Below are 15529 nucleotides of genomic sequence, written 5' to 3' on the forward strand. Positions count from 1 at the left end.
CCTCCACAGACCGCGTGATCCCTCCCTTACACGCTCTCACCGCTTGAGTCTTAGAATGAGCTCCGAATGGACTCAAAATGTAAAATAGTGACGAAAAAGTCAGGTTATCCGCTGTATTTGCCGCGAATTCTTGCTATTTTGCGCGCCACCAACGCAAACGATTTCCTTCACACTTTCAGGATTAGTTATGGCAAAGCAAGATATGGCCGCCCAAACAGGGACAGGCGGCTTTCTGGACTCTTATTTTTCCATTTCTGCGCGCGGCAGCAGCGTGCGTCAGGAGCTGGTCGCGGGGCTGACCACCTTCCTGGCGATGGTCTACAGCATCATAGTGGTGCCGAACATGCTGGGTGCTGCCGGCTTTGAGCAGGGCCCGGTGTTTGTGGCCACCTGTTTGATCGCCGCCTTCGGCTCCCTGCTGATGGGTCTGTGGGCCAAACTGCCGATGGCTATCGGTTGCGCCATCTCCCTCACCGCCTTTACCGCCTTCAGTCTGGTGCTGGGTCAGGGGCTGAGCATTCCGGTCGCCCTGGGTGCCATCTTCCTGATGGGTGTGCTGTTTACCCTGATCAGTGTCACCGGCGTGCGCCAGTGGATCCTGGACAACCTCCCCTCCGGCATCGCCCACGGCACCGGCATCGGTATCGGCCTGTTCCTGCTGCTGATCGCCACCAACGGCGTTGGCATGGTGATCAAGAACGAAGGGGCTGGCCTGCCGGTTCAGCTGGGTGAAGTGACCGCTTTTCCGGTCATCATGACGGTGCTGGGTCTGGCTGCCATCTTCGGTCTGGAGCGTCGCAAGGTGCCGGGCGGCATCCTGATGGTGATTATCGCCATCTCCATCCTCGGCCTTATCTTCGACCCGAAAGTGACCTGGCAGGGCTTCTTCGCCATGCCGAGCCTGACTGGCGAGAAGGGATCGCTGGTAGGCAGCATGGATCTGCTGGGCGCCCTCAATCCGGTGGTCATTCCGACCGTACTGGCACTGGTGATGACCGCCGTGTTTGACGCCACCGGCACCATCCGTGCCGTGGCCGGTCAAGCGGGCCTCATCAACGAACGTGGCCACATCATCAGCGGCGGCAAGGCCCTGACTGCCGACTCCGTCAGCAGCATGGTGGCAGGCGCCGTCGGTGGTGCTCCGGCTGCCGTCTACATCGAGTCTGCTGCAGGCACCGCGGCCGGTGGCAAGACCGGCCTGACCGCCGCGCTGGTCGGCGTGCTGTTCCTGCTGATGATCTTCCTCTCCCCGCTGAGCTATCTGGTACCGGCTTACGCCACCGCACCGGCCCTGATGTACGTCGGTCTGCTGATGCTGGGCAACGTCACCAAGCTGGACTTCAGCGACTCGGTCGATGCCCTCTCCGGCATGCTGTGCGCCGTCTTTATCGTGCTCACCTGCAACATCGTGACCGGCATCATGCTGGGCTTCGTGGCGCTGGTCATCGGTCGTCTGTTCGCTGCCGAGTGGAAGAAGCTGAACGTCGGCACCGTTATCATCGCCCTGGCGCTGGTGGTCTTCTACGCCGGTGGCTGGGCCATCTAACCCGTCCGCATATTCCGGTTGTAGCGAAGGGCCCTGCGGGGCCCTTTTTCATGGCTGTGAGTCAGCTAACAGTTTCCCGCCCGTTTGCCCGGCACCGTTTCAGATTGAAACACCTATCCCTCTTCTGCTGTTTCAAATCCGAACCAAAACGCCCGTCATTTTTATCCCTTTTTCTGTCGTTAGACTGGCTCCATCAACCATTTGCCCACCCGTGCGGTGGCAAGCCAAGGAGTGAGCCATGAAGAAACTGATCAATGCCGTCGATGCCGTGGTCCGTGAACAACTGATGGGGATGGCAGCCGCCCACCCCGAGCTCAAGGTACGTATCGAACCCCACTACATCACTCGCGCCGACTCCCCCGTGATGGGCAAGGTGGCGCTGGTCTCCGGCGGTGGCAGCGGCCACGAGCCGATGCACGGCGGTCTGGTGGGCAAGGGGATGCTGGATGGCGCCTGCCCCGGCGAGATTTTTACCTCCCCGACCCCGGATCAGATGTACGAGTGCGGTCAGGCCGTTGATGGCGGCGCGGGCGTGCTGTTTCTGGTGAAGAACTACACCGGCGACGTGCTCAACTTCGAGACCGCGGTCGAACTGCTGCACGGCGACGGGGTCAAGGTAGGCTTCGCCCTGATCGATGATGACGTGGCGGTCAAAGACAGCCTCTACACCGCCGGTCGCCGTGGCGTTGCCACGACCGTGCTGTGCGAGAAGCTGGTCGGTGCCGCCGCCGAAGCGGGCTACGATCTGGCACGTTGCGAGGCGCTGGCCCGCCGCATCAACAACCAGAGCCGCACCATAGGCGTGGCCATGCATGCCTGCACCGTGCCTGCCGCAGGCAAGCCCTCCTTCACCCTGGCGGACAACGAGATGGAGTTCGGCGTCGGTATCCACGGCGAACCGGGCATCGAGCGTCGCCCCTTCACCAACCTCAATACCCTGGTGGACGACATGTTCAGCGAGCTGGCGGACAATACCCCCTATGGCCGCACCCTGCGCCACTGGGATCGCACCAGCGGCAGTTGGCAGGAAGAGCACACCTTTATCGAGCCGCTCAACAAGGGCGATCGGGTTATCGCGCTGGTTAACAGCCTCGGCGGCACCCCGATTTCAGAGCTGTATGGCGTCTATGGTCGCCTTGCCACCCTGTGCGAGGAGGAGGGCATCCATCTGGTGCGCAACCTGATTGGCCCCTACTGCACCTCCCTCGACATGACCGGCATCTCCATCACATTGCTCAAGGTGGATGATGAGCTGATGACCCTGTGGGATGCCCCCGTTCACACCCCCGCCCTGCGTCGCGGCTGCTAAGGAGAACCCATGTTAAGCAAGCATCACATCGTCAACTGGCTGCTCGACTGCGAACACATCTTTACCGAGCAGCGTGACTACCTCACCGCGCTGGATACCGACATCGGCGACGGTGACCACGGCCTCAATATGCAGCGCGGCTTTGCCAAGGTGGCCGAGAAACTGCCCGCAGTGGCGGACAAGGATATCGGTCAGGTGCTGAAAACCACCGGCATGACGTTGCTCTCCTCGGTCGGCGGCGCTAGCGGCCCGCTCTACGGCACCTTCTTTATCCGGGCGGCAGCCAGCACCGACGCCTGCCAGAGCCTGAGCCTCAGTCAGCTGTGCAAAATGCTGAGTGACGGGGTCGAGGGCATTGTTTCTCGCGGCCGTGCCGAGCCGGGCGACAAGACCATGTGTGACGCCTGGTGGCCGGCACTGGCCGCCCTGCAACAGGCGCAGCAGCAAGAGTTGCCGCTCAATGAAGCGCTGGACAAGGCGGTGGCAGCCGCCGCAGCCGGTACCGAGGCCACCATCCAGATGCAGGCCCGCAAGGGGCGCGCCAGCTATCTTGGCGAGCGCAGCATCGGCCATCAGGATGCCGGGGCCACCTCGACCCTGCTGCTGCTGACCGCCCTGCGTGACAGAGCGAGGTTGTGACATGATCGGAATCGTAGTTGTCTCTCACAGCGCCATGCTGGCCGCCGGCTTGAAAGCGCTGGCAGATCAGCTGGGCAGCCCGGCCAGATTGCTGCTGGCGGCCGGGGTCGATGACCCCGACCACCCCATCGGCACCGATGCCATCGCGGTGATGAGTGCGATTGAAGAAGCGGATGACGGCAGCGGCGTGCTGGTACTGATGGACTTGGGCAGCGCCCTGCTCAGCGCCGAAACCGCCCTCGAACTGCTGCCCCCGGAGCTGAGCGCACGGGTGCGGCTCTGCCCGGCCCCGCTGGTCGAAGGTACTCTGGCCGCCGTGGTGGCGGCCGGTTCCGGCCTGACGCTGGGTGAGGTGGCCGCCGAGGCGCTCGGCGCGCTGGGCCCGAAACAGGCGATGCTGCCAGCCAGCGCGGCGCAGACCGCCACCGAGACGGCCCCCGTTGCCGACGACGGCTGGCTGCGCTGTGAGGTGGTGGTGGATAACCCCCACGGCCTGCATGTGCGCCCCGCCGCCCGACTGGTGGCCGCCCTCAAGCCCTTTGCCGCTGAACTCAAGCTGCAAAAGGGGGATAAAGAGGCCAATCCCCGCAGCCTGACCCGGCTCGCCATGCTCAACGTGCGTCAGGGCGACCAGCTCACCCTGCTGGCACGCGGCGAGGATGCCGCCGCAGCACTGACCTGCTTCCAGCAGCTGGCCGCCGAGCGCTTCGGCGACTGACGCCGCACACCACTGTTTCAAGGGGCTGCACTCGCTCGCTGAGCCTGTGCAGCTTCATTCAAGACGAAGGAGTCCCGGCACTGCCGCCCCTTCGCCCCGATTCTTAATTCATAAAGAGAGAGGGATAAAATATGGACCGCATTATCATCAGCCCCAGCAAATACGTACAAGGCAACGGGGCCCTCGCCAATATCGGCAACTACGTCAAAGCGCTCGGCAGCAAGCCGCTTATTCTGGCCGACGCCTTCGTCACCAAGCTGGTGGGCGATACCGTGGCCACCAGCTTCCACGGCGCCGGTATCAAGCCGGAGTTCGACTGCTTCAACGGCGAGTGCTCCCGCCCCGAGATCGACCGCCTGCTGGCCCGTTGCAAGCAGACCCCGTTTGACGTCATCATCGGCATCGGCGGCGGCAAAACGCTGGATACCGCCAAGTCGGTCGCCTTTTATCAGAAGGTGCCGGTGGTCATAGTACCCACCATCGCCTCCACCGATGCCCCCACCAGCGCGCTGGCGGTCATCTACACCCCGGAGGGGCAGTTCAGCGAATACCTGATGATCCCGACCAACCCCAATATGGTCATCATGGATACCGGCGTGGTCTCCCGCGCCCCGGTACGGCTGTTGGTCTCCGGCATGGGGGATGCGCTCTCCACCTACTTCGAGGCGCGCGCCAACAAGGTCTCCGGTTGCCAGACCATGGCCGGTGGTGCCTCCACGCTAGCGGCGCAGGCCATTGCCGAGCTCTGCTACAAGACCCTGCTGGCCGACGGTTACAAGGCCAAGCTGGCGGTAGAACAGGGGCTCTGCACCAAGGCGGTGGAGAACATCATCGAGGCCAACACCTACCTGAGCGGTATCGGCTTCGAGAGCAGCGGACTGGCCGCCGCCCACGCCATCCACAACGGTCTGACCCAGCTCGCCGAGTGTCACCACCTCTACCACGGTGAGAAAGTGGCATTCGGTACCCTGGTGCAGCTGGTGCTGGAGAACGCGCCGATGGAGGAGATCGAGACAGTGCTGGGTTTCTGCCGCTCGGTGGGCCTGCCGACCAACCTGCATATGATGGGGGTCAAGGAGCTGGATATGGCGCGCCTGATGGAGGTGGCCAAAGCCTCCACCGCCGAGGGCGAGACCATCCACAATATGCCGTTCAAGGTCACTGCCGAGGATGTGCTGGCGGCCATCGTCACCGCCCACCAGCTGGGGCTGTAACCGCGCCACAACTGACTCTGCCATATAACACGGCCCCGCAACTGCGGGGCCTTTTCATTTTCAGCGGGCCGATTCGCAACGACCTCAATAACCATCAGCCGTGATAGTCGGCGGGATCGATCTCGAGCAGCTTGAGTCGCCGCCAGAGGGTGGTGCGGCTGATACCCAGATGCTGGGCCATCTGGCTCACCTGCCCCTTGCAGGCGTGAGCGCAGCGCAAGATGGCTTGCCGCTCCAGCTCCGCCAAGGTGAGCAGCGGTTGTCCCACCACCTCATCCGCCACCTGCTGATAGCCGTGGCGAATGGCGGCGGGCAGCGCCTCCGGCGGGATCTGCCCCTGACCGGCATGAAGCAGCGCATGCTCGACGGCGCTGCGCAGCTCCCCCAGATTGCCGGGCCAGGGATAGGCAAGCAGGCAGTCGAGAGCCGCCGGACTGAACTGGCGCACCGGCTCGCGCCCCTGCGCCGCCAGCTGCTGGCTGATAAGGCCCGGCAGATCGGCACTGCGCTCCCGCAATCCCGGCAGCCAGAGCTCGCACGCTTGCAAGGCATAGAGCAGCTGGCGGCCAAACAGCCCCTCCTGCACCAACTGCTCCAGTGGGGCGCTACTGGTGGCGATAATCCGCACCTTGAGCGGCAGGATGCGGGCCGAATCGAAGCGCTGGATGCGGCCGGTCTTGAGCAGTTGCAGCAGCGCCGCCTGCATGGGGGCAGAGAGACACTCCACCTGCTCCAGTACCAGGGTACCACCGTGGGCCAGCTCGAACTTGCCTGCCCGCTCCTGCCCCGCCTCGTCGGAGCCCATCAGCTCCAGCGCCATCCGCTCGCTCGGCAGCGCCTTGCAGTTGAGGGTAATGAGCGGCCCGGCGGCCTGCTCGCTGCCAAAGTGGATCGCCTCCGCCAGCTGGGCCTTGCCCACTTCCTCCTCGCCGCGCAGCAGGATCGGCCCCTGACTCTGGGCCGCCTGCCGGGCATAGCGCAGCAGCTTGCGCATGGCGCTCGACTCCCCCACCAGCGCCGACAGCTCGGGCACCCTCTGGCGCAGCTGATGAATGGCCCGCAGCCGATCGACCGGGTGCAGCAAGGCAATAAAGCTGACCCCCTCCGGCCCCGGCAACGGCTTGAGGCTCACCAGCGCATTGATAAACTCCCCCTCCTGGGCGCCAAGCCGCTCCAGCGTCACCTCCACATGGCTGAGCGGCGTCTGCCCCCTGATGGCCAGCTGCAACCGCTGGGGCAAAAGCAGATGCTGCTCCAGCGGCTGGCCAAGACAGAGCGCGGGATCGAGCCGCAGCCGGTGGGCCGCCAGCGCGTTGAGGTAACGCAGCCGACCCTGCGGATCCCAGGCCAACACACCGTCATCCATGCCATCGAGCAGGGCGTAAAGCTCGCTCAGGTGGTGCTGGGACTCCTGCATCAGGGTCTCCATCTGCAGCAGATGGGCCAGCTCGCGCCCGGCGCTGACGGTGAGCGCCAGATCGCCGGCGCTCGCCTCCTCCACCTTGCAAATCAACGCAATGATGGCGACCTGACGGCCATTGCTGTTGTAGACCGGGCTGGCGCAGCTGTGCCACGGGTGGAGGGTCTGATTGAAGTGCTGAGGGCCGCTGACGCAGAGCGGCACCCCCTCCAGCGCCGCCAGATTGATGGCATTGGTGCCGATGCGCCCCTCGCTGAAAAAGGCGCCGGGGCCAAACCCCAGCGCTGCCAGCTCGCGCAGGGTGTCGGGATGGCCGGTCTGGGCCAGCAGGCAGCCGCTCTCGTCGGTGAGCAGCAGGGCGCAGGGGCGCCCCTCCATAAATTCGTAGAGATCTTCGAGGGCCATCTCGCCGGTGGTGAGCAGGTCGCGCTTGCGCTGGCGCAGGCTCTGCAAGGTCTGCCCCTTGGCGCTGTGGGGTGGATGCCAGAGGGTGGCGCTGGTCTGGTGGGCGCAGCGCAGCCAGGATGCCTGCAGATAGTCGGGCCAGGCGAGCAGCGGCTGAAGGTCAGATGGCATGGTCACAGCAATATCCGGCAAGATGTGAGCCGACCATTTAACCACGCCAGCGCCCCCGATTCAGTGACCTGCCTCAGAGGGTGGCAACCCCGCCCTCCTCCCGGTCGGGTTCACCGTCGGTGCTGCCCGAGGCTATGGCAGAAGGCGCGGCACTCCTTCGATCTTTTGATAGATCGCCCCCCGCTCACACTACTGACATATTTGTGAAAAGTAGGCCGAATGGCGCTTTCCATTGCCGTTCCGGAAGTGTATTTTTGCTCGGTGGCAAAAAGTAGAGCCAAAAGAGGATTTTGAGCGAATGCGTTCAGCGCCAGAAATTGGTCGGTAATGTTGTGATTTAAAATGTATTTTCGTGGCCACAAACAGGGCGAACCGGAGTTATATGGAAGGCTCTATTAACGGATTAGTACCGCCTTCCATCTAATCACTGTTATGTTTTTTATCACGTTTTGGGGCTATAATCGGCCTAACCTTTATTGATAGTAGGTGTGATATGAATCGAAAAGTTGAAGCTTACGGCGTTGATGCTGTTGAAAGACCGAAAATTAAGGCTAGTAAAAAGCTTGATTTGACTGGTGATGCTGGTCGTCAAATTGTGAAATCTGAAACTAAACTTGCTTTGCGTACTCATCAGAAGACATTCACTAAATTGGCTGATATGTAATGGATATCATCTGTTTTCCTTTTGAACGAGTGATCGAAATTAATGCGTTCATCCTAAAAACAGAACCAGGAATGAAAGGAGCAGTTGATATTCCCAAGCTTCAGGGGGCATTAGGTCGAATCGATAATGCCATCGTTTATGAAGGACTGGATGATGTTTTTGAAATCGCTGCTAAATACACTGCTTGTATAGCGGTTTCACATGCGCTACCTGATGCGAACAAACGGACAGGTTTGGCTGTGGCACTTGAATATTTATCACTTAACGATTTTGAGCTTACACAGGAAAACGATTTACTTGCGGATGCAGTTCGAGATCTTGTTATCGGCATTATCAACGAAACAGATTTTGCCGACATTCTCTACGCACAATACGCAAAAGAACAAAATTCAGCTCTCTAAACATAACAAACGCTTCAAGAGGGACAGCCAACGCGTGGCATTTTTATTATGCGTTGGTTTGTGTGATTACGGTGTTATGCGGAAAGTTAGTAGTAGCGTTGTCTGCCCCTTAAGCGGGCGTTAGCCACAATCTACACACGGAGGTTATATGTCCATTCAAGAAATTGAAGTAACACTGGAGGAATTGCAATCACTAGATCAAGATCAAATACTCAGATCATGCAGAAAACCTTTGTATTATGAGTTAGAGTCATCTTTGATAAGTGTTGAAGGCTCTAATGCTGCAAAACTGTTATCTGCCGCTTGCTCGATGCACCTAAAGTCTGAAAATCCGAAAGCGCCATTTTCACCTAAGTTTATAATTCAAGACCGTAGAGGTCTTATTGCCAGTGATTTTTCTAAAGAGTCGTTGAATGCGATTTCTCAATTTTGTGACTCTGTGACAATACCAGAGTTACAAGCACGGTTAGCAGATATTTCTTGGGTTACTAAAGCTGGAAGTGTTGATCATGCTTATATGGCAATAGAGGCATATCTTGAATCAGCAAAACAATTATTAGCACTAGGTGAATCATGGATATACCCAGCAGAGAGAATAGAGCGTGCCTTAAGGTTAAGCTGCATGTTCAAAAGAGACACACAACGACCTGATTTGTTTGAAAAGTTAGCAGACTTTATTAAATCTGAGATAGATAGTAAAAAATTAGATAATCCACCTTTTTATGCATTGCGTTTATTGACGTTATCATATTAATGTGGCGTTGGTGATGATGACTGGATTCTTAATACAGCTGAGGAAATTGCTCATACTCGTTTTGACTTAGGTGATACTAGAACAGCGATAAGTGGATGGGAGTGCGCACTAAACTCTGCCAACTCAACTCGAAATAAAAGTAAACAGCAAGAAATCTGGAGAGAAATAGCAGCTTGCCACGTCAAAGATTCAGAGCTTCAAGATGGTGGACTGATAGCTGCAGGATGCATACTTAAAGCAATTGATGCGTTGTCTAAAGTCCCCAACACTAGACAAGAAAGACTTGAATTATATGAAACAATGAGAGATCACCAGATTGAATCTCTACATCAACTTCATGAGTTTTCAACACCAGCACAGGACATTAGTGAAATTGTTCATCAAGCAAAAATTCACGTCCAAGGTAAAGACTTCTTCGATATGCTTTTTAGGCTTGGTGTTCTGGTTTCAAGACCTACAGATATTAAAAAGCTGAGAGAGCAAGCAGTCGAACAGATGCAAAGTAGCATTGCATGGATGTTTGGTGGAACACACATAGATCACGAAGGTATCACCGTTGCAACTGTTCCTGCTGGTATGGGACTAAATGAAAGTCAAGATGGTCCTGTCACTTGGGCTACAATGATGAGAAACATTGAAATTGATCATCAATTAGCTGTCCAGGGACAGATAAGACCTGCCCTAAATGAGCTAATGACTCAGCACCACGTTTCTGAATATGCTCTAGAATCGATTTTAAAAAATAGTCCGTTCATACCATATGGGCACGAATATTTTTATATTAAAGGGATTATGTTCGGCCTTGAAGGGGATTTCCTAAGTGCGTGTCATATTCTTATTCCACAGATTGAAAATTCACTTAGGTACGTGGCAAGAAGTCAAGGAGAGGAACCAACTACATTACACGGTGATGGTTCTCAAGAAAGAAGTGGCCTGAAATATTTATTAGATCACCCAGTTATTCTTGAATTTTTAGGTCAAGACATTGTCGGAAATCTTCAAGCGATTCTAATAGATAAGATATATGGGGACTTAAGAAACCAAATGTCTCATGGCTATATGCCGGCTGGTCACTTTTATGGTGTTGCGCCGGTTTTTCTTTGGTGGTTAGTTTTACACATTTTAATGTTGCCTTTAGGTAGTCACTGGAAAAAGTACTACAAACCAGAAAATGTAGCTAACAAAGCCATTAAGCCGGATTCGTAACAGTTGGCTCGGTTCCGCTTCGCTACACATTTTAGCCAACTGTTACTCACCGCTTATGGCGGCATTATGTGCTAAGGCTGGGTCATGGAAGCCCGTAGGTTCGATTAGCCGCAAGGCGTAATCGGACGTTCGCGTCAATCCATTGCCCCGCTATAACGGCCATCCATATTTCTCCTCTGCCAGATGCCGCTGATCCACGGAAATACCGGAACAACGGCATCTCGATCGTCCGATTACGCTTCGCTAATCGAACCTACATGGGAAGGTAATATACGGGATATGGAGGTTGGTACGGTTCAGCCAATCTGACACCATCGCCTTAAATTACGATCGTCAAAAATAACAGAGCCGCCCTTATGGGCGGCTCTTGGCATCAGCGATGATGACTGATTCGTCTTGTTACCGAATCGTCTTTTTACTGAATCGTCACTCGGCCTTGGGCGCTTCCACCGCCGCGGTCGCCGGTTGGTCATCTTCCTTGATCCAGGCATCCAGCAGGGTGTAGCCCACCGCCAGCACCACGGGGCCGATAAAGAGGCCGATGATCCCCATCGCCAGCAAACCGCCGATAACCCCCACCAGAATGAGGATGAGCGGCAGGTTGGCGCCACGTTTGATCAGGAAGGGGCGCAGGAAGTTGTCCATGGTACCCGCAAACAGTGACCAGACCAGCAGGAAGGTGCCCCAGGTGGTGTCGCCACTCCAGTAGAGGTAGCCGATACAGGCCAGCAGCACCGGGAAGGGGCCGATCTGGGCGACGATCAGCAAGAACATCACCACCACCAGCACCATGGCATAGGGGATACCGGCAATCAGCAGGCCAACACCGGCCACCGAGGATTGCACCAGGGCGGTCACCACCACGCCCATGGCCACGGCACGGATCGCTTGGGAGGCCAGCACGGTGGCGTTGTCGCCCCGTTGCCCTGCCAGACGGTGGGCGAAACGGCGAATGCCGGCCGCCACCACTTCACCTGAGTGGTAGAGCAGGCCGCAGATGCCGACGGTCAGCAGGAAGTGAACGAACAGCAGCCCCAGATTGCCCGCCTGAGCAGCGAGCCAACGGGCGGTCTGGCCAAAGTAGGGAGCCAGCTTGGCAAACAGCACCTGACCACCGCTCGCCAGAATTTGCTGCCAGAAGCCGTAGAGCTTGTCGCCTACCAGCGGGATCTGTTGCAGCCAGAGCAGCTCGGGCGGCGGCGACTGGCTGATATGGGTGCCCAGCTCGATCAGCATGGGCGCTTTCTCCGCCACATTAGCCAGCGTCATAAAGAGCGGAATAACGAACATCAGCAGCAGCACCAGCGTCATAAAGAGGGCCGCCAGCGACCGTTTGCCCCACAACAGCCGCTGCACCATCAGCATCAACGGCCAGGTGGCGATGGTGATCATGGTGGCCCACACCAGCGCGGGCAGGAAGGGCTGCAACACCAAGAAACAGGAGATAATCAGGATGCTGAGAAACAGCACCCCCAGGGTTATCTTGGCCAAATCCACTTTTTTCACATTCATAGAGTTCCCTTGTCAGAGCCGTTGCCCTTGGGTCGTGTGTCGCATTTCAAGAAAGAGAGTATCCACCAGAGGCCAGCGCTCAACCAGAGCCCCAGCCCGAAAAAGAGCACAAACTGACCAAGCAGGATAGCCAGCGAACTGCTGGTCAGCAGCGGCAGCGCCCAGAGCCCCGCCCCTATCACCGCGCCCCCCGCCAGGGTGACCGCGCCGGTCACAATGGGGGGATAACCGCCGCGGGTCAGGGAGCGCAAACCGCCAACCCAGAGCCCGAGGGCCGCCATGCCGATCCCGGTCAGATGGGCCGACTGGGTCAGCCCCCCGAGCGCCAGCGCAGATGCAATCAGCAGCAGCCAAGCCGCCGACTGCCTGTCGGCACGCCAGCAGGGGCGAGCGGCCAGCAGCAAGGCACCAATCAGCAACCCCGTCGCCACGTCGGAGATAAAGTGCACCCCGAGCCAGACCCGCGCCAGACCTGTGGTCAGCGCCAGCAGCAAGGCCAGCGAATAGGCCAGCCCCCGCCGGGCAGGCCAGAGCCAGCCAAGCAGCGCTCCCCAGAACAGCAGGGCCGAGGCGGTATGGCCGCTCGGCATGCCAAAGCCTTGGGCGCACTGGGTTGCCAGCAGCGGTTGCAGATGGAAGGGGCGCGGCCAGCCGATCCCCTCCTTGCTTGCCTGCACCAGCAAGCCGAGCCACAGCATGGCAAAGAGCAGCTGGCGCAGCCGCGGCCACCCCAGCAGCGGGAGCAGCAAAGGTATCAGGGCAAGCTGAAAGCCGCCTGAACCAAACAGATTGCTGACCGACAGCCACCAGACATCGGGCCCTAGCCACTGCTGCAGCCGCTGCATCAGCGGGATCTCGGCCTGATGCAGCGCATTGCCCTGCGCCACAAAATCGGCCTGCCAGTGCACCTCGCTCTCCGGCACCTTATCCAGTCGGGATTGCAGCCAGTCGAGCTGATCCGGGAAGCGGCGCTGCTCGCGGGGCAGCTTGTCCACCGCGATCAGCCTGGCATTGAGTATCTCCCCCCCCAGATTGGGGGCCTTCAGCAGCGAGACAAAATCGGAATCTTGCTGGGCGACGATAGGCTCCAGCGTGCGACAAGCGAAGATAAGCGCCCGCTGCCAGCGACCCAGCTCCTGCACCACCTCCCCCCGCAAGCCGGTCTCTTCATAGAGTTCGCGCAGCGCCGCCTGCTGCGGGCTCTCGCCGCCATCGATATAGCCACCGCTCAGGCTGTAGCGGGAGGAGATGCGATCCTGCACCAGCAGCAGTTGATCCTGATGACGGATGGCACAGGCCGCCGCCGAGGGAGCCGCCGATTCGGCACTCAGGGCTGGCAGAGCGGCAAACAGCGCCAGCAAGAGTAAAAAGAGGGTTCTCGACATCAATTTGCTTTCCCTATGCACAATGGCGACAAGCCTCCCAGAAATCAGATAGTTGGGCAACGGTAGCGGCCGGATCGCCGCCGTTCCCGCCGCGCTGGCGGTGCACGGAAGATTGCGATGAAGCAGGGCACTCCCTACTATTGGCGGCTATCTTCAATTTCATGCAGCAAACGCTGGAGCCCTCCATGAGACAGTTCGGCTTTTTCCTCGGCATCGCCATCGGTGTCATTTTGATCCTGTTCGGCAGCATCGTCATCTTCCAGGCGCTCCCTGCCGCACTGGATGTACTGGAGATGCCGAGCCGCATCCCGTTCGTGCGCGAGGTCTACACCTGGCTGATGACCAGCGCCAACGGCCTGACCTCCCAGCTGGAGCAGAACTTCCTGGAAGCCTTCCAGACCGTGCTCAAGCTGATCCTGCTCATCACCTTCATGTGGGTCTGCGTCAAGCTGGTCAACATGGGGGTGCTGATTATCCGCGCCGGGGTTGATCTGATCCGCACCGCCATCGCCCACAGCGAAGGCCCCCACGACCAGAAGAAGCCGGAGCAGCACGATCACTTCTGACTCTGATATGGTCGATGAATGTGAACGCTGCCGCCCCCAACCGGGGCGGCAGCTTTATATGCGCGGTATGAAGGCCACTCCCAGCCCCCATGAATACCCGATAAAGCACCGGCTTTCCCTTGTGAATCAGCAAACTGCCCATATGTTGCATCACCTTGACATGGTTTGCGCCCCGCGCGGCGGCTGCCCGGTTTCTATCCCGACCCCGTGCTCTGGTATAATCGACCACCTCTTTTCCCCGTTATGGAGCCTGTTCATGCCCAATCATGCAGAAAGTGCCCTCGAGGTTCGTCTCGACAAGTGGTTGTGGGCGGCCCGTTTCTACAAGACCCGCTCCATTGCGCGGGATCAGATCGACGGGGGCAAGGTGCACTACAATGGTCAGCGCAGCAAACCGGGCAAACAGGTGGAAGTGGGTGCACTGATCCGCTTCTGGCAGGGGCAGGACGAACGCGAAGTGCGGGTGCTGGCCTTGAGCGAGCAGCGCAAATCGGCTCCGCTGGCCCAGCAGCTCTATGAAGAGACCGCCGAGAGCCTGAAAAAACGGGCCGAGAACAGCGAGGCACGCCGCTTCAGCAGCCAGTTTGCCCCCAGCCCCGAGCGCCGCCCCGACAAGCAGGAGCGACGCCAGTTGCTCAAGGTCAAACAGTACTGACCGACCCCGATTTGATACCGGGCTGGCATCAACCCCAGCCCGCCCGATTTACCTCACCGAAAAGCCAGGAATACATGATGAGCAACCAAGATCTGCTGTATCGCTATCTGTTTGAAGAGTACGAAGTGCGTGGCGAGCTGGTCCAGCTGGATCACACCTACCGCCACGTAGTGGAAGCCCAGAACTACCCGGTGCAGGTGCAAAAACTGCTGGGCGAGCTGCTGGTTGCCACCAGCCTGCTGACCGCCACCCTCAAGTTTGAAGGCTCCATCACGGTGCAGCTGCAGGGCGATGGCCCGGTGCGTCTGGCCGTGATCAACGGTGACAACAACCAGCAGCTGCGCGGCGTGGCCCGCTATGAAGGCGAGCTGCCGAGCGATGGCAAGCTGCAGAGCCTGATCGGTAATGGCCAGCTGATCATCACCATCACCCCGGAGCAGGGCGAGCGCTATCAGGGCATCATCGCGCTGGACGCCGACACCCTGGCTGGCTGCCTGGAGCACTACTTCGCCCGCTCCGAACAGCTGGCCACCAAGCTGTGGATCCGCACCGGCTACCATGAAGGCGAACCGCGCGCCGCCGGCATCATGCTGCAGGAGCTGCCCGCCCAGAGCGAGGATCACAGCAACGATTTCGATCACCTGACCCAGCTCACCAGCACCATCAAGGATGAAGAGCTGTTCGGCCTGCAGGCAGAAGAGATCCTCTACCGCCTCTACAATCAGGACAAGGTGCGGGTGTTCGATCCGCAGGCGGTCGAGTTCCGCTGCACCTGCTCCCGCGAGCGCTGCGAAGGGGCCCTGTTGCAGATAGAAAAGGAAGAGGTCATGGAGATGGTGCAGGAGCTCGGCAAGATCGACATGCACTGTGATTATTGCGGCGCCCAGTACCAATTTAATGGGATCGATGTCGAAACCCTGTTCAGCAGGGCTCCCGGCAATGATGCAAACCAGTTACACTAATT

At 58.8% G+C, this 15529-nt stretch carries 15 protein-coding genes; 12 read left to right on the forward strand and 3 right to left on the reverse strand.

Translation table 11 applies throughout. The features are described 5' to 3' along the window. Nucleotides 1-187 precede the first annotated feature (187 nt). The 5 genes from OKB77_RS08260 (at nt 188) to OKB77_RS08280 (ending at nt 5426) form a co-directional block, all read left to right on the forward strand. Nucleotides 188-1546, forward strand: a complete 1359-nt coding sequence (locus OKB77_RS08260; protein WP_164461672.1) for an NCS2 family permease — start codon at nt 188-190, stop codon at nt 1544-1546. Between the two features lie 238 nt (nt 1547-1784). Then, nucleotides 1785-2855: a dihydroxyacetone kinase subunit DhaK gene (gene dhaK / locus OKB77_RS08265; protein WP_123172275.1), complete on the forward strand. Its 1071-nt coding sequence runs from the start codon at nt 1785-1787 to the stop codon at nt 2853-2855. Between the two features lie 9 nt (nt 2856-2864). Beyond that, nucleotides 2865-3494 carry a dihydroxyacetone kinase subunit DhaL gene (gene dhaL, locus OKB77_RS08270; protein ID WP_005355013.1) on the forward strand — a complete coding sequence of 210 codons (630 nt, stop codon included), beginning with the start codon at nt 2865-2867 and terminating at the stop codon, nt 3492-3494. A 1-nt stretch (nt 3495) separates the two neighbouring features. Further along, nucleotides 3496-4212: a dihydroxyacetone kinase phosphoryl donor subunit DhaM gene (gene dhaM, locus OKB77_RS08275; RefSeq protein ID WP_123172274.1), complete on the forward strand. Its 717-nt coding sequence runs from the start codon at nt 3496-3498 to the stop codon at nt 4210-4212. A 131-nt stretch (nt 4213-4343) separates the two neighbouring features. Then, a complete protein-coding gene (locus tag OKB77_RS08280) occupies nt 4344-5426 on the forward strand; it encodes a glycerol dehydrogenase (RefSeq protein ID WP_123172273.1) in 1083 nt (360 codons plus the stop codon). A 94-nt stretch (nt 5427-5520) separates the two neighbouring features. Here the strand turns inward: OKB77_RS08280 and dhaR are convergent, their stop codons facing one another. Then, entirely contained in the window at nt 5521-7422 is a 1902-nt protein-coding gene (dhaR, locus tag OKB77_RS08285) for a dihydroxyacetone kinase operon transcriptional regulator DhaR (RefSeq protein WP_123174106.1), read from the reverse strand. Nucleotides 7423-7915: 493 nt separating this feature from the next. Between dhaR and OKB77_RS08290 the strand changes: the two genes are divergently transcribed. From OKB77_RS08290 to OKB77_RS08305, 4 genes are all read left to right on the forward strand, one after another. Then, on the forward strand, nt 7916-8086 hold the full coding sequence (locus tag OKB77_RS08290; protein WP_001080654.1) for a hypothetical protein: 171 nt from the start codon (nt 7916-7918) through the stop codon (nt 8084-8086). Beyond that, nucleotides 8086-8487 (forward strand): type II toxin-antitoxin system death-on-curing family toxin, encoded by a 402-nt coding sequence (locus OKB77_RS08295; RefSeq protein ID WP_000351248.1) that lies wholly within the window; start codon nt 8086-8088, stop codon nt 8485-8487. The genes OKB77_RS08290 and OKB77_RS08295 overlap by 1 nt, the downstream gene beginning before the upstream one ends. A gap of 148 nt (nt 8488-8635) precedes the next feature. After that, nucleotides 8636-9241, forward strand: coding sequence for a DUF7380 domain-containing protein (locus OKB77_RS08300; RefSeq protein ID WP_270817390.1), 606 nt, complete (start codon nt 8636-8638; stop codon nt 9239-9241). Nucleotides 9242-9490: 249 nt separating this feature from the next. Then, nucleotides 9491-10447, forward strand: coding sequence for a DUF4209 domain-containing protein (locus OKB77_RS08305; RefSeq protein ID WP_270817391.1), 957 nt, complete (start codon nt 9491-9493; stop codon nt 10445-10447). 426 nt (nt 10448-10873) lie between these two features. Here OKB77_RS08305 and ydiK read toward each other — a convergent pair whose 3' ends face one another. Together ydiK and OKB77_RS08315 are read right to left on the reverse strand one after the other, a co-directional pair. Then, nucleotides 10874-11959, reverse strand: a complete 1086-nt coding sequence (gene ydiK / locus OKB77_RS08310) for an AI-2E family transporter YdiK (protein ID WP_164461671.1) — start codon at nt 11957-11959, stop codon at nt 10874-10876. Further along, complete coding sequence (locus tag OKB77_RS08315; protein WP_123172270.1) at nt 11956-13344, reverse strand: bifunctional NUDIX hydrolase/phosphatase PAP2 family protein; 1389 nt, start codon at nt 13342-13344, stop codon at nt 11956-11958. The genes ydiK and OKB77_RS08315 overlap by 4 nt, the downstream gene beginning before the upstream one ends. Nucleotides 13345-13529: 185 nt before the next feature. Here OKB77_RS08315 and OKB77_RS08320 point away from each other — a divergent pair, with 185 nt between their 5' ends. The 3 genes from OKB77_RS08320 (at nt 13530) to hslO (ending at nt 15527) form a co-directional block, all read left to right on the forward strand. Continuing rightward, nucleotides 13530-13910 (forward strand): hypothetical protein, encoded by a 381-nt coding sequence (locus tag OKB77_RS08320; RefSeq protein ID WP_123174103.1) that lies wholly within the window; start codon nt 13530-13532, stop codon nt 13908-13910. 256 nt (nt 13911-14166) lie between these two features. Continuing rightward, nucleotides 14167-14565 carry a ribosome-associated heat shock protein Hsp15 gene (hslR, locus tag OKB77_RS08325; protein WP_164461670.1) on the forward strand — a complete coding sequence of 133 codons (399 nt, stop codon included), beginning with the start codon at nt 14167-14169 and terminating at the stop codon, nt 14563-14565. A gap of 77 nt (nt 14566-14642) precedes the next feature. Then, nucleotides 14643-15527: an Hsp33 family molecular chaperone HslO gene (gene hslO / locus OKB77_RS08330; RefSeq protein ID WP_164461930.1), complete on the forward strand. Its 885-nt coding sequence runs from the start codon at nt 14643-14645 to the stop codon at nt 15525-15527. The last annotated feature ends 2 nt before the right edge of the window (nt 15528-15529 follow it).

It is taken from the genome of Aeromonas sp. Y318-3, from assembly GCF_027706185.1.
Lineage (GTDB): Bacteria > Pseudomonadota > Gammaproteobacteria > Enterobacterales > Aeromonadaceae > Aeromonas > Aeromonas veronii.

Coding starts and splice junctions, on each gene's coding strand:
- OKB77_RS08260 (WP_164461672.1), top strand. CDS start 188: ATGGCAAAGCAAGATATGGCCGCCCAAACAGGGACAGGCGGCTTTCTG.
- dhaK (WP_123172275.1), top strand. CDS start 1,785: ATGAAGAAACTGATCAATGCCGTCGATGCCGTGGTCCGTGAACAACTG.
- dhaL (WP_005355013.1), top strand. CDS start 2,865: ATGTTAAGCAAGCATCACATCGTCAACTGGCTGCTCGACTGCGAACAC.
- dhaM (WP_123172274.1), top strand. CDS start 3,496: ATGATCGGAATCGTAGTTGTCTCTCACAGCGCCATGCTGGCCGCCGGC.
- OKB77_RS08280 (WP_123172273.1), top strand. CDS start 4,344: ATGGACCGCATTATCATCAGCCCCAGCAAATACGTACAAGGCAACGGG.
- dhaR (WP_123174106.1), bottom strand. CDS start 7,422: ATGCCATCTGACCTTCAGCCGCTGCTCGCCTGGCCCGACTATCTGCAG.
- OKB77_RS08290 (WP_001080654.1), top strand. CDS start 7,916: ATGAATCGAAAAGTTGAAGCTTACGGCGTTGATGCTGTTGAAAGACCG.
- OKB77_RS08295 (WP_000351248.1), top strand. CDS start 8,086: ATGGATATCATCTGTTTTCCTTTTGAACGAGTGATCGAAATTAATGCG.
- OKB77_RS08300 (WP_270817390.1), top strand. CDS start 8,636: ATGTCCATTCAAGAAATTGAAGTAACACTGGAGGAATTGCAATCACTA.
- ydiK (WP_164461671.1), bottom strand. CDS start 11,959: ATGAATGTGAAAAAAGTGGATTTGGCCAAGATAACCCTGGGGGTGCTG.
- OKB77_RS08315 (WP_123172270.1), bottom strand. CDS start 13,344: ATGTCGAGAACCCTCTTTTTACTCTTGCTGGCGCTGTTTGCCGCTCTG.
- OKB77_RS08320 (WP_123174103.1), top strand. CDS start 13,530: ATGAGACAGTTCGGCTTTTTCCTCGGCATCGCCATCGGTGTCATTTTG.
- hslR (WP_164461670.1), top strand. CDS start 14,167: ATGCCCAATCATGCAGAAAGTGCCCTCGAGGTTCGTCTCGACAAGTGG.
- hslO (WP_164461930.1), top strand. CDS start 14,643: ATGAGCAACCAAGATCTGCTGTATCGCTATCTGTTTGAAGAGTACGAA.